The following is a 13762-nucleotide window of genomic DNA, read 5'->3' as shown; positions in this document are numbered from 1 at the left end:
ATGAGAGCATTTTACATTGACAGCCCCGGAGTTACCCGCTTCGGGACCGCAACACCGCCTGAGATGAAAGAGAACGAGGTTCTTCTGAAAGTTCAAAGGGTTGGCTTGTGCGGATCAGATCTGAATACATTTCGAGGCCGTAATCCGCTTGTCAGCTATCCGCGCATTCCAGGGCACGAGATCGCCGGTGAGATTGTGAAGGTCGGCACAAAGGTTCCGGGCTCAATTCAACCCGGTCAACTTGTTACTTTGAACCCTTACAAGAATTGTGGTGAGTGCCCGGCATGCCGCAAAGGGCGCATCAATGCCTGCCGAAACAACCAGACCATGGGTGTCCAGCGCGAAGGTGCCTTAACTGAAGTCATCGCGGTTCCCTGGGAGCGGATAATAAAGGCATCCGTCAAGGAGCTAAATCATCTTGCGCTCATCGAGCCGATGGCCGTCGGCTTTCATGCAGTCCGGCGCGGTCGGGCCCGAAAGACGGACAAGGTCATCGTTTTCGGCTGCGGTGCTATTGGGCTTGGGGTTATTGCCGGCTGCGTGCGTGCGGGCGCAGAGGTTGTGGCGGTCGATATTGTCGACCGGAAACTGGAAATTGCACATGCTGTTGGGGCTGCCGCGACAATCAACAGCAGGTCTCAGGATGTCATCGAATTTGCAAAGGATTATACCCGCGGTGACGGGATGGATCTTGCAATCGAGGCCGTGGGCCACCCCCAGACATTTGTTGATTGCGTCGATGTGGCCGCTCCGGCCGGGCGCGTGGTCTATATCGGGTATTCCCAGGCGCCAGTGTCTTACGACACCAAAAAAATCCTGACCAAGGAGCTGGACATTATGGGGTCCCGCGGAGCGTTGCAGCAGGATTTCGAGGACGCGGTAAAATATGTTGAGGCGGGTGGCTATCCAGCTGATGCGACCATTACCAGAGTTTTCGACTTCGAAGATGCCGATACCGCGCTTCAGCTTTGGGAAGACGACCCCAATGCGGTGACAAAGTTCATCATAGCGCAACCCGAAGCATCCAGCCGTGACTGAGGCTGTTCGCGATCTTTCTTTTGGCGCTTCTGCACTCGCGGGACTTTATCGTCCTTGCGACACGGACGCCGCCAACTCAGTGCTCTGGGCGGCCTGGGCACACGGCATCCGTTCGTTTGACACGGCTCCCCACTATGGAAATGGAATGTCCGAGCGGCGCCTTGGTGATTTCCTCAGGCAGAAGGAGGGATGGGTTCTTTCAACAAAAGTCGGCCGTGTCCTGACACCTGCCGCCGATGCAGCCAATGTTGTCAACAGTTTCCACAATCCACTTCCTTTCGACCAGCATTTCGACTTTTCCTACGAGGGCATTATGCGGTCCGTCGAGGCAAGCTTTCACAGGCTGGGCCTGAACCGGATCGATACGCTCTACGTTCACGATATTGGCGATCCAAACGCTGGTACCGACACGGCCGGTCACAAGAAGCAGCTGCTTGACGGAGGGCAGGTGGCTCTTCACGAATTAAAGTCTAGCGGCGTCGTCAAGACTGTTGGACTGGGCGTCAATCACACGGCGATCTGCCGTGAGCTTGTCCCGGAGATGGACCTTGATCAAATTCTGCTTGCGGGCCGATACACTCTGCTGGATCAATCCGCACGGGATGAGCTGTTTCCGACAATTGAAAAGAAAGGCGTCCGTCTGGTTGTTGGCGGTGTGTTCAACTCCGGAATTCTGGCAACGGGTCCGGTAAAGGGCGCGCACTATGACTATGCGCCGGCTTCGGACCGCGTGTTGAAGAAGGTGTCTGAAATCGAAGCTATTTGTAAAAGCCACAATGTTCCGCTTGCTGCGGCCGCACTCCAGTATCCAGCACGCAATCCCCTGGTTGCGTCGACCCTGATCGGGACGGCCAGGACAAGTTCATTGATGAAAAACATCGAGCAATTCAAGACCCCTTTGCCCGAGGCTTTGTGGGGTGATCTGAGGCAGGCCGGTTTCATTGGAGAGAGAGAATGATTGTTGACGCCCATCAGCATTTCTGGTCGCTGGCAAGAGGGGACTACGCCTGGCCGAATGAAAGCGTCGCACCGATCTTCAAGGATTTCTCACCACAAGATCTGGAGCCGTTGCTTGTCGCCGCCGGCGTTGACCGCACAGTTTTGGTCCAGGCGACCGATAGTGTCGATGAAACAAGGTTTCTACTCGATTTGGCAGACAAATCAGATCGCATCGCAGCTGTGGTCGGATGGGTCGACTTTGCGTCGGATAAGGCGGTCAGCACGGTGCAGGAACTTGCGAAGAACCCGCAGCTCAAGGGGCTCAGACCCATGCTGCAGGGAATTGAGCAGGCAGACTGGATTTTGCAAGATCGTGCTGCATCCGTTCTGACGCATATGGCCAGTGTCGGATTGCGGTTTGATGCGTTGATCCAGCCGCGTCATCTGCCGCATCTGCACGAACTGGCAGAGCGCCACCCGGATTTGGCGATTGTAATCGACCATCTGGCCAAACCTGAAATGGGGGAAGGGCGCGAACCTGATCATTTCTGGCGGACGGGCATGGAGCACCTCGCGGCGAGGCCCAATGTCTTTTGCAAACTCTCTGGCATGGTTACGGAAATAGGACCCGACTGGACATTGCAGGACCTGCAGCCATTTGCGCAAACGGTCCTTGATTGCTTTGGGCCTGATCGGGTGATGTTCGGGAGCGATTGGCCGGTCGTAAATCTTGCAAGTGATTATGCATCCTGGGTAATAACTGCCCGTTCCCTCCTGTCAGACCTGCCGGAGCGCGACGTGAACAAGATAATGGGCGATACGGCGCGGAAATTTTACGGGATCGAATAGCCTGATTGCTGCTGTGCAGATCAGAGTTTTCTTGCAAACCGAAGATGTTCCTAAACGATCCCAAGCCGAACTTCGGGCGGGTAATCAGGATACCTGCGGCTTTTCCTGGAAACGTTCGAGGACTGAGTGCCATGCATGCTCGAGATGGCGGCGCATGACAGCCCTGGCCGCACCGCATTCGCGTGCCCGAAGAGCGTCAATGATTTCCAGATGGTCGCTGAGTGCAATAAGCCGCCGTTCCGTGTTGTGCTCGCGCCAGCTTTCGTGGAACCTGAAATAGAATATCAGCGACAAAGCAGCTTCGTTGACCAGTAACAGAATGCTGCTTGAGTACCGCAACAGCAGGCGGTGGAAGGCTGCATCCATCTCGGCAACATTCTGGGACGACTCTTCGGGTGCATCGAGGTAGGACCTGTGCAGCTGTTGCGCTGCGTCCAGATGTTGCCAGAACTCAGAGTCGTCTGGCAACTCGACAAGTTTGTCCAATGCCGACATCTCGCAGTAATACCGAAAATCAAAAAGGGTATCAGCCAGTTCTCTGGTGAAGCCGTGGTAAGTCCAGTTTCTGTGTTGCTCCTTGCTGAGAAACCCGAAACGGCTGAAGCTTACAAAGATTTGGTGGAGTGTCGCGATCGGCACGTTGATCTGAGCGGCGACGTGATTTTCGGCGATCCGGGCTCCTCTCGCGATCTTCTCATCCAAAAGCCAATTGAAAAACCGTGTTTCAGCGACTTCGCGCGTGGGCTTCGTCAAAACGGGTGAAAAAAATCGGAGCCTTTGACAGGTTGTAAGAAATGAACTCCATCATCGCTCCTTTCGATGATTTTGTTTTTTTCCAGGTGAGCCAACACTTTTCGCGCTGTCGTCCGGCTTACTCCCAGAGTTAGGGCGAGACCTTGAATGGTCGATGGAAGTTTTCCTTCCCGGCACAACTTCAGCGATTCATTGTATGACAGCTTAAATGTTTTGTCGGTTCGTGCCATTCCAAGCTCCGCTGCTGGAATTCTGAGTGTTCTTAATATCTGTTTTATATTTTTAAAAACATCTTCTCAAGGGGTGCGTGTCTTTTATAAATTTTGAACATAGAAGTGTGCGGCTGGATGGAGGTCTGGTCGAGGAAGGAGACACAATGTTCAAGAAATCTATGAATCGCCTGTTGGCCACGTCCATAGTCAGCGCAACTGCTGCTTTGGGGGCAAGCGCTGTTCAGGCTCAAGACGTTTTGAAGTTCGGACACGTTTACGAGGCGGCCACTCCGTACCATGAAGCAGCGCTCCGGACCGCAGCCGAATTTGAAAAGGCGACTGACGGCAGGTTCAAAATCGAAGTGTTTCCTGCGTCTCAGCTCGGCAAAGAAGTCGCGTTGAACGAAGGATTGTCTCTCGGTACTGTGGATATTATCTACACCGGCATGGGGTTCATGGGCCAAAGTTACCCGCCAATCTCCATTTCAGACTATCCCTTTACACTGCGTGGATATGACCATTGGAAGGCGTATGCCACTTCGGATTTGTTCCGTGAGCTGGCCGGCGAATATACGAAAGTAACGGGCAATCTGGTTGCCTCTATGACGTATTATGGGGCACGTCACGTCACGTCGAACAAGCCGATCCTGAAGCCTGAAGACATGGCCGGTCTAAAGATCCGTACGCCAAATGCACCTGCTTACCAGTTGTTCCCAAAGGCAACCGGCGCAAATCCGACACCGATGGCATTTTCTGAGGTCTATCTTGCGCTTCAGCAAGGTGTCGTCGACGCTCAGGAAAACCCACTTCCGACGATTCAGTTCAAAAAGTTCTACGAGGTTCAATCGAACATCAACCTGACCGGGCACATCACCAATTCTCTGGCTGTACTGGTCTCGCCGATTACTGCGCAGAAACTCGGTGACGACTATGCGGTTCTTCAAAAGATCCTGGGTGAATCATCAGATTGGGCGTCGGGAAAAATTGTTGAATCGGAGAACAACCTTGCCGGTTGGTTCAGCGAACAGGGTGTAACAGTCAATGAAGTTGACCGGGCGCCCTTTATCGCAGCAGTAGCGCCGCACCTGAAGGGCGATGAAACACCGTTCTCGGCGGAGCTCTACGACAAGCTTCAGGCGATCAAATAACCCAACCGGGATTATGGTAGCGAGTATTGGTTTGCCCCAACTGGGGCAAACCAACTAGCGAAAGGACGGCAAATGGCTGTGGACCCGGCAAGCATTGAAAAGCTGCTACAGGAACAGGAAGCGGAACAGACCAAAGCTGCCGAAGGAAACCGGCTTTCCCTGACGGACTACGTGCTTCTGGCCATTTTCCTAACGCTGTTTGTTGTTGTGTTTCTGCAGTTCTTCACCCGCTATGTCCTCAACGACTCCATAGCCTGGACTGAGGAAGCTGCGCGTTATCTGCTTATCATACTCGGATTTGCGGGAGCATTTAAGTGCCAACAGCTCGACCTCCACATCAGGTTGGAATTCGTCGATCACTGGCTTCCCAGGCAAGCAAAGTATCTGAAGTTTTTTGCACTGATTGCCACGACGGTGTTTTTTGCGTTCTGCGGCTACTCCCTGCTTGAACTGATCGAAAAGACGAGCTTTCAGCACATGGTGTCGCTGCCGTTCCCCAAATACTATCTCTATTACGTTCTTTTGGCGTCAATCGTCGCCATCGTCTGCCTCCAGCTTGTGCAGTTGACAAGGGCTTTTCGGACACTCTTCAAATGACAATCATCCTTTTGTTTGCGAGCCTTTTCGCGTTGATGCTGTTGCGCGTACCGATAGCCGTAGCGCTCGGACTGTCGTCTCTGGGCTACATTCTGGTTGAAGGGCTGCCATCCGTCGTCCTACCGCACAACATGATCGCTGGTATGGACAGTTTTCCCCTTCTGGCCGTTCCATTTTTCATACTCGCCGGGGCTTTGATGAACTCGGCCGGCATCACCTCACGCATATTCGATTTCGCGCGTTCTATTGTCGGATGGATGCATGGTGGCCTTGGCCATGTGAACATCGGCGCGAGCATCATTTTCGCAGGGATGTCAGGCGCCGCCGTTGCCGATGCTGGTGGGCTCGGCGCAATTGAAATCCGCGCGATGCGGGACGCAGGCTACGACGACGACTTTTCCGTTGGTGTGACGGCAGCTTCGTCGACAATCGGCCCGATTATTCCTCCTTCTCTTCCGCTTGTGATCTTTGGCGTGATGGCGTCCGTCTCAATCGGCGAATTGTTTGTTGCAGGCATCGTACCAGGGCTGCTGATGGCGTTGTCGCTGATGGTCATGGTCTGGTTCTATTCGCGCCGTCGGAACTATCCGAGGGATACCGAATTCCGGCTGGGGAATGTCTGGAAAACGTTCAAACGTGCCTTTTTGCCGCTAATGACACCGGTCATTATTGTTGGTGGCATTGTCTCGGGCGCTTTCACGCCAACGGAAGCGGCGGTTTGCGCTGCTGCGTATGCCATGGGACTGGGGCTTTTCGTTTACGGCACACTAAATGCCAAGCGCCTGGCCACGGCCGCGATGGAAACGATCGAAATGACGGCCTCCATCCTCCTGATTGTTGGCGCGGCAAGCGTGTTCGCCTGGATCTTAACAGCCAATCAGGCCGCGGCCCTCTTCGCGCAAGGGCTGTTGTCGCTGACCGAAAACAAATACCTGATTTTGCTATTGATCACTCTGGTCGTCCTGGTGGTCGGCCTGTTCATGGAAACGATTGCAGCTATTTCCATTCTGGTTCCGGTTCTTTTGCCCGTAACACAGCAAATTGGTGTCGACCCTGTGCACCTGGGCATCATTGTAATTTTGAACCTGATGATCGGACTTTTGACACCGCCCGTGGGCATGGTGCTTTTTGTCCTCTCGAAGGTCTCGAACGTACCATTTGAAAGATGTGTCAAAGCAACGGTGCCGTTCCTGGTGCCTTTGATAGGCGTGTTGCTCCTTCTGACCTTCGTGCCTTCGCTGACGCTTTATCTGCCCGAAGTTCTTTACCGGCAGTAGATCTTGGCGTGTCAGAACGCCGGCAGCACCTCAAGAACACCTGTTGAAGGTTCCACTTTTCTAAAGTGGAGCCTTCTTTGAATTTCTCGCGCATTTTTGGCTGCCTTCCGGAAATTCCGCATTAGCATTCTTCAACTGGAAGATGGAGGATCAGACACGGACACGGTGTCCTGCCAAAGTTTGCCAGTTTGAATGCGCCTCTCGAACGCCTGTGCACTTCGTGAACGAGAATGCGGTGCGGAGAGGTGATCGCACCAGCAGCAACATGCAGCTTTGGGATCTCAGTCTTTTCCCCCAATCGCAACAAGTGCCCAATTCCGGCAACGGCACCGACAAAACCTCGCTGAATAGCACTGTCATGCAACGATAACTCCGGTGACGCTCATTTGCAGGATCGCCCAACTCTTCGCCGAGTACCGGTCGTGCTGTGCAATGATTGTCAGAACAAGGCCAAGGAGAATTGCCGCAATTCCAAATCCGAGTATGGGAAAGAGGAACATCGCGCCGTGCATGGCTATGGGCAACGCTGTTATCGGAGCCAGGAGCCTTCCACATCGAACTCGGTTACGTGCCTTGTTAGGGCAAGCCGGAGAAGAGCGAAACAAACGAGCGCTGTCATTGCCATTGCGATCGTTCGGGCGGAACACGGCGGCTTCAGGATTGAGATGCGCCGACTGCTGAAGAGTGAGCAGGGCGATCCCGCCAGCAACTAGAAGCGCAACCAGAAGCGCAATCAGATCGCGCACTATTGCGGGTCTTGCTGCGCGTTCGCGATCATGTGCAGGCCTTACTTCGCATCGGGAGAATATATGCTTCAGACGCGGCAGAAAGGATTAGAAAAATGTGATCAGCGTCAGCGCAATGATCGCCATGGACAATGGACGCCCGAAGAATTGTCCCCAGAGATTGCCAATCATCTGCCAGAACTCCGGAGTTGATGCGAAGACGCCCCGCCGGAGAACCAGCATCGCGCCGATCACACACTCCACGACCGACTGTGTGTTGGCGCCGGTCGCGAGTTTGACGCTGAAGCCTCTCTCTGCACAAGCCTCAAGGTCGATATTCTCCAATCCGACCCCGAGACGGCCAATGACGCGAAGGCCTGGTGCGGCGTCCGGAAGAGACAGGTCAACCCGCGTTCTATTTCGGACGATCAATGCATCTGCTTGTGCGAGTTCCCGGTGCAGACGCTCGGTATCGTCAACCAACGTCGGGTCATACCAAACGTCAATTGCCGGGCGAAATGCCTCAAGAGCTGCTTCGTGCATGAACTTTGAAATGACGGTCTTTTCTGCCTACTAAGCCCCTCCCACAAGACCGTTCTTCCTCAGATCTGCACTAATCCTGCAGATCCGAGGTGACCATAGCAAGGTAGGCTCATGCCCTGCTTGCAGTCTACGGCTGGGAGGCTCTCAAGCGCACAAACGCGCCCTCCGATTTGTTGAAAGCAAACGTCAGCCGGACTGTTCGGCAATCAAGTCCCGACCCATTTGCTGAAATAGATCGAGGTAGTCCAGCAAGACCCAGTTTTCCATGATCTTTCCATTTGCACAGCGATAAAAATCCATGACGCGGAGGGTGAGGGACCGACCGGAGGCCGCTACGCCCAGATAGTCGCCTTTATGCGTCATCGTCATGGAAGGCCAGCCGCTGACAGCTGCGTAATTGCCATCACCGATCCGGCAATAGTGATCACCGCCAACACGGTCTGGAAAAGCGGTCAGGAAAGATGCCCGGTGGTCTTTTTCAAAGCCGCTCCAGCGATAGTTGGAACCGATTCCACCGGGTCCGTACCAGAGCATGTCGTCATGCCAGTAGCCGTCATCACCTGTCTGACCCTTTGATGTGAAAGTATCAGGGTCGAACGCCTTGAGGTCGGCCAGCATTGCCTCGCACAGGTCCAGCGTTTTTTCTCCGTCAGCCTGTTCGGTGGGCAAAACACCGTCATGCGTGGCCGGGCCCGGGAACAGCATTTCCGTACCCAGCATCTTCGGCAGAGGCAATCCGCCCGACTGGCGCATCAGGTCCAGCAGGTCGATGATTATCTTTGCTTCCGATATTCGTCCGTCAGGCTCCACGCGGTAAAACTCTCCCGCGCGCAGAAAGGCGAGGTGGCCTGACGGTTTGACACCGAAAAGCGGCTCCTCGAAATTGCCGACATAATGCACAACACTTGCCAGCCAATGCCCTCCAGGCGCACGCCTGTTTGGACCTCCAATGAAGATTTCGTCGCGGCGGCGAACATCTTTCAAAGCGTTTGCCAGCGGATCGAAGAAGCCGGCAACAACGGCATCGCGGCCTTTGAGGCGGTTGACCGGAAAGGCGACGTCAAAGACAGCGTCTTCTGCCAGATGACGGTCAAACAGGTCCTTTGCCTGAGAAGCCGAGACGGTATGAACCGCATTCAGAAATTGATACGGGGGTATCCGAAAATCGGGCATTTCCAAACCTTTGAGATGAAGAGCTGAACGTGGCTTGATATCATTTTTGCATTCGTATGCAAAAAATCATTGCCAAAGAATGATAAGTGTGTCTACTTATTTTGCATAGGAATGCAAAATTGAGTTTGCGAACGGTTCGGGAGGGGCGCTGTGGCTGAGATTCAGCTGAAAAACGTGTCAAAACGTTGGGGGGCCTTTGTCGGCGTCGACAACTTCAACTTGACGATCGCGGATCGAGAATTCCTTGTGCTTCTGGGACCCTCCGGTTGCGGCAAAACCACAACGATGCGGATGATCGCCGGCCTTGAGGATGCCTCGGGCGGTGAAATTGTTATTGGTGACCGGGTGGTCAACAATCTCGAGCCCAAGGACCGGGATATCGCCATGGTCTTTCAGTCCTATGGCCTTTACCCGAACATGAATGTCTATGACAATATTCGCTTTCCGCTGAAAGTGCGCAAGGTCGATCCCTCGACGCATGACGAAAGGGTCATGCGCGCTGCCGATATGGTTGAGCTGCGGGAATTTTTACATCGCAAGCCGGCGGAACTTTCAGGCGGTCAGCGTCAGCGCGTCGCGCTTGCCCGCGCCATTGTGCGCGAACCGAATGTCTTCCTGATGGACGAGCCGCTTTCCAACCTTGACGCCAAGTTGCGTGTGTCCACACGGGCACAGATCAAGAACCTGCAGCACGAGCTCCAGGTCACCACGATCTACGTGACACATGACCAGATCGAAGCAATGACGCTTGCCGATCGGGTCGTCGTGATGCAGCGCGGCATCATTCAGCAGGTTGGCACCCCCACTGATATCTACGACAAGCCAGCCAATACGTTCGTGGCGGGATTTATCGGTTCCCCCGCAATGAACCTCATGAACGGCACGTTAAAGGGTGGCACGTTTTCCGGTGAGCATGTCGAAATTGGCGGGTTGAACGGCCCGGACGGACCCGTGACCCTGGGTTTTCGCGCCGAAGATGCAGCCGTTGCTCAGTCCAGCGCTGAAGCAGAGATCAACGCGCCGGTCTACACGATGGAGCTTCTCGGCGACGCCACAATGATCACGGTCAAGGCGGGTGGTGCGCTGGTCTCTGTGAAGGCAAGCAAAGACTATCGAATTGAGATTGATGAGACCGTCGGTCTGCATATCCCACCGGAGATCTGTCACCTTTTTCATCACGAGACAGGCGCGCGTCTCGACGCCTAAAGCCTGTCCATACCCGGCACAGCCGGTTTCCAGAGATGCGTCATCGGCGCAAGGAATAGCAGGAGGACAAATATGCTTGTGAAAAGACTATTGTTGGCAGGTGCCATGTCATTGATGGCAACCGCTGCATATGCTGAATGCGGCGTCGAAAACGGCCGGATCAGTATCATCGGCAACGAATTCCCGGCAATTCAAACCGTTGGAGCGGGCGCTCAGGAATGTGCTTCGGACACGGTTGAAGTCAAATCGAACCTTACAGCCGACCATCAGAAGCTCAATGTTGCTGGCATGAGCGGAAATCCGGCCGAGTACACCACAGCCATCATTGCCAACTCGTCCATCGTCGCCTTGATGAACGATGATCTTATCCGCCCGCTGGACGATCTTGTTGCCAAGCATGGCGACGGGTTGAGCAAGAACCAGCTGATCACAATCGACGGCAAGGTCATGGCAGTTGCCTTCATGGCCAATGCGCAGCACCTGGTTTACCGCAAGGACGTCCTTGATGAACTTGGCGTCGAGCCGCCGAAAACCTATGAAGACATGCTCGGCATCGCGCAAATGATCCGCGAGAAGGGCATCATGGAAAACCCTGTCGGCGGTGCCTATGCCGCGGGTTGGAACCTTGCTCAGGAATTTAACAACATGTTCCTGGGCTTTGGCGGTGAGTTCTTCAAACCGGGCACCGCAGAACCGAACGTCAATTCCGAAGCCGGCGTCAAGGCTCTGGAAATGATGAAGGCACTCAGCGAATACATGAACCCGGACTTTCTGACCCATGATTCAAACGCCACAAATGCCGAATATCGTGCCGGCAACGTTGCGTTGATGAACATGTGGGGGTCGCGCGCAGCTACTTTGACCACAGCGGATGGTGTGCCGCAGGAAGTTGTTGACGGCTTCGCCATTTCCGGTCCGATGACCGTTGGCGGTGGCTCAACGCCGGCTTCGACACTTTGGTGGGACGGCTGGACCGTTGCAAAGAACATTTCCGACGAAGATGCAGAGGCGACTTTCGTTGCAATGAAAAATGCAATCGATCCGTCCATTCTTAATGACGACGGTGTTGCGATCCAGGCCGTATGGCTGATTGACGGCTATGAGCCGACAGCTGCAGCAACCGGTGTTTTCGATGCCGCCAACAAGGGTACGATCCCTTACCCGACTTTCCCATACATGGGCCTGATGCACACAGCTCTTGGCGCTGAATTGACTGACTTCATGCAGGGTAAGGAAAGCGCTGAGCAGGCGCTCAAGGATGTGGAAGCTGCTTACACAGCTGCTGCCAAGGAAAAAGGCTTCCTTTAATCGGGACCGCCTGGAGTGCGTCCAACTGGACGCACTCCACTTTCTCCAATCAACCAGATGATCGGGCAACGGTATGAAACACAGGACCTTCTTTTGGTTTTTTCTACCGACAGCACTTGCAATGCTGATCTTCATCGCAGCGCCAATAGGGTCGGTCGTGATCCAGTCGCTGTTCGTACCTCATGAAGCCGTTCTGGTTGAGACGGAAAACTGCGGTCCCTTCGGCTGCACAAAGAGTGTGGTGATCGACCAGGAAGCAACAGCTGAACTGCGTGAAGCCGAGCCGCTTGGGCGGTTTGCGGGACTTGGGATCTATCTGGATCGCGGGCACCTGGCTTTTGCAGAGGTGGGCGAAGCCTGGACCTCTAGCCAGAGCATCGGCGAGTTCTTTAGCGATGTCGGCGATCTCCCCTTCTATCGGGCAATGGCGTTCACGCTGACTTACACATTTGTTGTGACGCCTCTGCTCATCGCCCTCGGATTTGTGATTGCGCTAGCGGTAAATTCGCTGAACCGCAGAATTCGCGGCTTTGTCATCTTCTTTTCGCTTCTGCCAATGATCGTTACACCGCTGATCGGATCGCTGACCCTTTATTGGATGATCGACAGTCGCGGCGTCATTGGTGAGTTCATCCAATATGTTGCAGGCAGCCCGGATCTTTCGCTGAAGGCCTCGACACCGTTGATGTGGATCGCATTGATGGTTTACGGCATTTGGCACTCGGCACCTTTTGCATTCGTTGTTTTTTACGCCGGACTACAGACCGTGCCGCAAGACACACTGGAAAGCGCGCAGATCGACGGCGCAACACGCTGGCAGCAGACCAGATATGTTGTGCTTCCGCATCTGACGCCGCTCGTGACATTTGTGGCGCTTATCCAGCTCATGGACAATTTCCGCGTGTTTGAGCCGATCATCGGTTTCAATGCCTCCGCTCATGCGACGTCGCTTTCGTGGATCATTTTCAACGATCTAAGCGGAGAGACCAACCAGCTGTCAGCGGCTGCAACCACGTCCGTTCTGACGATTATCGGGGTGGCCATTTTGCTGTCGCCGGTTCTTGTGCGCACTTGGCGCGACTTTAAAGGGAAGGCTTGAGCCATGAGTTCATCTGCCAGGCAGGCACCGGTTTCCCTCAAGGTTGCCTCGACCTTATTCATCGTTTTCTGGCTTGTGCTGGCAGCGTTTCCCTTCTTCTGGACGCTGTGGGGATCCTTCAAGGTCGAACTCGACTTCTTTTCGATCGCCGACTGGACCAATGCCATCACCGGCAAGCTGACCGAAGAAACGCATGGTTCGACCTTTACCGGGGCCGGATACTATGGTGCCTGGGTGCAGGAAGAGTTTTGGCGCGCTGCACTGAACACCGGCATCGTCTGCGTTTTTGTCGTCGTCACCTCATTGACGATTGGCACGCTTGGTGGATACGCGCTCAGCCGCTCCAACTACAATTATGTCTTCTGGCTCCTGATAGCTGCGCTGATTTTCCGCGCCATGCCCCAAATCACACTGGTTTCGGGGTATCTGCCACCGTTTTTTGCCTGGAACCTTTGGGGGTATCTGCCGACGGCGATCATCGTGCTTGTGGCGATCAATCAGCCATTCACCCTGTGGATGCTGCATTCGTTCTTCAAGAAGATCCCGATCGATCTTGATGAAAGCGCGAAGGTTGATGGGTGCACGCAGTTTCAGGCCTTTCGCTATGTCATCATTCCGGTGATGTGGCCCGGTGTAATCACGACCGGATTGTTCAGTTTCCTGCTGGCTTACAACGATTTTGCTGTAACCACGATGCTGCTGAACGAGCAGAACCGGACCATGGTGCCGAAAATCGCGGCGTTCCTTGGAACGACCTATACCGAGGGTAACGTGATGTTCGCTGTTGCAGCTGTTGTGTCCGCCACTGCACCGTTGTTCCTGCTCGTGATGCTGTTCCAGCGTCAGATTGTCTCCGGACTGACCGCCGGAGCGGTGAAGGGCTGATCGGTGAACC

The 13762-nt window shown here is 54.3% G+C and carries 15 protein-coding genes; 10 read left to right on the top strand and 5 right to left on the bottom strand.

All coding sequences use genetic code 11. The features are described from left to right. The 3 genes from ACZ1HV_RS06255 to ACZ1HV_RS06245 are packed head-to-tail and all read left to right on the top strand — an operon-like array spanning window position 1 to window position 2826. Complete coding sequence (locus ACZ1HV_RS06255; protein WP_298816148.1) at window positions 1-1038, top strand: zinc-binding alcohol dehydrogenase family protein; 1038 nt, start codon at window positions 1-3, stop codon at window positions 1036-1038. Then, window positions 1031-1996 carry an aldo/keto reductase gene (locus ACZ1HV_RS06250; RefSeq protein ID WP_472717617.1) on the top strand — a complete coding sequence of 322 codons (966 nt, stop codon included), beginning with the start codon at window positions 1031-1033 and terminating at the stop codon, window positions 1994-1996. The genes ACZ1HV_RS06255 and ACZ1HV_RS06250 overlap by 8 nt, the downstream gene beginning before the upstream one ends. Further along, the gene (locus ACZ1HV_RS06245) at window positions 1993-2826 is read left to right on the top strand and encodes an amidohydrolase family protein (protein ID WP_472717616.1); all 834 of its coding nucleotides are present in this window, start codon (window positions 1993-1995) and stop codon (window positions 2824-2826) included. The genes ACZ1HV_RS06250 and ACZ1HV_RS06245 overlap by 4 nt, the downstream gene beginning before the upstream one ends. Before the next feature lie 84 nt (window positions 2827-2910). Here the strand turns inward: ACZ1HV_RS06245 and ACZ1HV_RS06240 are convergent, their stop codons facing one another. After that, window positions 2911-3579, bottom strand: a complete 669-nt coding sequence (locus tag ACZ1HV_RS06240; protein WP_298816154.1) for a GntR family transcriptional regulator — start codon at window positions 3577-3579, stop codon at window positions 2911-2913. Further along, complete coding sequence (locus ACZ1HV_RS06235; RefSeq protein ID WP_472717615.1) at window positions 3576-3809, bottom strand: hypothetical protein; 234 nt, start codon at window positions 3807-3809, stop codon at window positions 3576-3578. The genes ACZ1HV_RS06240 and ACZ1HV_RS06235 overlap by 4 nt, the downstream gene beginning before the upstream one ends. 146 nt (window positions 3810-3955) lie before the next feature. Here ACZ1HV_RS06235 and ACZ1HV_RS06230 point away from each other — a divergent pair, with 146 nt between their 5' ends. From ACZ1HV_RS06230 to ACZ1HV_RS06220, 3 genes are all read left to right on the top strand, one after another. Next, window positions 3956-4939 carry a sialic acid TRAP transporter substrate-binding protein SiaP gene (locus tag ACZ1HV_RS06230; protein WP_472717614.1) on the top strand — a complete coding sequence of 328 codons (984 nt, stop codon included), beginning with the start codon at window positions 3956-3958 and terminating at the stop codon, window positions 4937-4939. Window positions 4940-5011: 72 nt separating this feature from the next. Further along, on the top strand, window positions 5012-5536 hold the full coding sequence (locus ACZ1HV_RS06225) for a TRAP transporter small permease (protein ID WP_298816158.1): 525 nt from the start codon (window positions 5012-5014) through the stop codon (window positions 5534-5536). Next, on the top strand, window positions 5533-6813 hold the full coding sequence (locus ACZ1HV_RS06220; RefSeq protein ID WP_298816160.1) for a TRAP transporter large permease: 1281 nt from the start codon (window positions 5533-5535) through the stop codon (window positions 6811-6813). The genes ACZ1HV_RS06225 and ACZ1HV_RS06220 overlap by 4 nt, the downstream gene beginning before the upstream one ends. A gap of 356 nt (window positions 6814-7169) precedes the next feature. Here ACZ1HV_RS06220 and ACZ1HV_RS06215 read toward each other — a convergent pair whose 3' ends face one another. From ACZ1HV_RS06215 to ACZ1HV_RS06205, 3 genes are all read right to left on the bottom strand, one after another. After that, on the bottom strand, window positions 7170-7559 hold the full coding sequence (locus ACZ1HV_RS06215; RefSeq protein ID WP_472717613.1) for a hypothetical protein: 390 nt from the start codon (window positions 7557-7559) through the stop codon (window positions 7170-7172). A gap of 87 nt (window positions 7560-7646) precedes the next feature. Further along, window positions 7647-8081, bottom strand: a complete 435-nt coding sequence (locus ACZ1HV_RS06210) for a Rossmann-fold NAD(P)-binding domain-containing protein (protein WP_472717612.1) — start codon at window positions 8079-8081, stop codon at window positions 7647-7649. A gap of 186 nt (window positions 8082-8267) precedes the next feature. After that, window positions 8268-9254 (bottom strand): nuclear transport factor 2 family protein, encoded by a 987-nt coding sequence (locus ACZ1HV_RS06205; protein WP_472717611.1) that lies wholly within the window; start codon window positions 9252-9254, stop codon window positions 8268-8270. A gap of 150 nt (window positions 9255-9404) precedes the next feature. On the opposite strand from ACZ1HV_RS06205, the gene ACZ1HV_RS06200 reads away from it, so the two are divergent. The 4 genes from ACZ1HV_RS06200 to ACZ1HV_RS06185 all read left to right on the top strand — a co-directional run bounded on the left by ACZ1HV_RS06200 (window position 9405) and on the right by ACZ1HV_RS06185 (window position 13752). Further along, window positions 9405-10460, top strand: coding sequence for an ABC transporter ATP-binding protein (locus ACZ1HV_RS06200; RefSeq protein ID WP_472717610.1), 1056 nt, complete (start codon window positions 9405-9407; stop codon window positions 10458-10460). 72 nt (window positions 10461-10532) lie between these two features. Beyond that, complete coding sequence (locus ACZ1HV_RS06195; RefSeq protein ID WP_298958181.1) at window positions 10533-11768, top strand: ABC transporter substrate-binding protein; 1236 nt, start codon at window positions 10533-10535, stop codon at window positions 11766-11768. A gap of 73 nt (window positions 11769-11841) precedes the next feature. Beyond that, window positions 11842-12867 carry a carbohydrate ABC transporter permease gene (locus tag ACZ1HV_RS06190; RefSeq protein ID WP_298982597.1) on the top strand — a complete coding sequence of 342 codons (1026 nt, stop codon included), beginning with the start codon at window positions 11842-11844 and terminating at the stop codon, window positions 12865-12867. A 3-nt stretch (window positions 12868-12870) separates the two neighbouring features. After that, window positions 12871-13752, top strand: coding sequence for a carbohydrate ABC transporter permease (locus ACZ1HV_RS06185; RefSeq protein WP_298816175.1), 882 nt, complete (start codon window positions 12871-12873; stop codon window positions 13750-13752). The last annotated feature ends 10 nt before the right edge of the window (window positions 13753-13762 follow it).

The organism is Roseibium sp. JB4-4 (genome assembly GCF_055693425.1).
The sequence above is the reverse complement of the archived record's forward strand: the minus strand, read 5'-3'. Positions and strand labels throughout refer to the sequence as shown.

What these genes read in the sequence shown, in the direction of transcription:
- ACZ1HV_RS06210 (WP_472717612.1), bottom strand. Translation starts at nt 8,081, where the DNA reads ATGCACGAAGCAGCTCTTGAGGCATTTCGCCCGGCAATTGACGTTTGG.
- ACZ1HV_RS06185 (WP_298816175.1), top strand. Translation starts at nt 12,871, where the DNA reads ATGAGTTCATCTGCCAGGCAGGCACCGGTTTCCCTCAAGGTTGCCTCG.
- ACZ1HV_RS06205 (WP_472717611.1), bottom strand. Translation starts at nt 9,254, where the DNA reads ATGCCCGATTTTCGGATACCCCCGTATCAATTTCTGAATGCGGTTCAT.
- ACZ1HV_RS06235 (WP_472717615.1), bottom strand. Translation starts at nt 3,809, where the DNA reads ATGGCACGAACCGACAAAACATTTAAGCTGTCATACAATGAATCGCTG.
- ACZ1HV_RS06225 (WP_298816158.1), top strand. Translation starts at nt 5,012, where the DNA reads ATGGCTGTGGACCCGGCAAGCATTGAAAAGCTGCTACAGGAACAGGAA.
- ACZ1HV_RS06220 (WP_298816160.1), top strand. Translation starts at nt 5,533, where the DNA reads ATGACAATCATCCTTTTGTTTGCGAGCCTTTTCGCGTTGATGCTGTTG.
- ACZ1HV_RS06245 (WP_472717616.1), top strand. Translation starts at nt 1,993, where the DNA reads ATGATTGTTGACGCCCATCAGCATTTCTGGTCGCTGGCAAGAGGGGAC.
- ACZ1HV_RS06190 (WP_298982597.1), top strand. Translation starts at nt 11,842, where the DNA reads ATGAAACACAGGACCTTCTTTTGGTTTTTTCTACCGACAGCACTTGCA.
- ACZ1HV_RS06195 (WP_298958181.1), top strand. Translation starts at nt 10,533, where the DNA reads ATGCTTGTGAAAAGACTATTGTTGGCAGGTGCCATGTCATTGATGGCA.
- ACZ1HV_RS06230 (WP_472717614.1), top strand. Translation starts at nt 3,956, where the DNA reads ATGTTCAAGAAATCTATGAATCGCCTGTTGGCCACGTCCATAGTCAGC.
- ACZ1HV_RS06255 (WP_298816148.1), top strand. Translation starts at nt 1, where the DNA reads ATGAGAGCATTTTACATTGACAGCCCCGGAGTTACCCGCTTCGGGACC.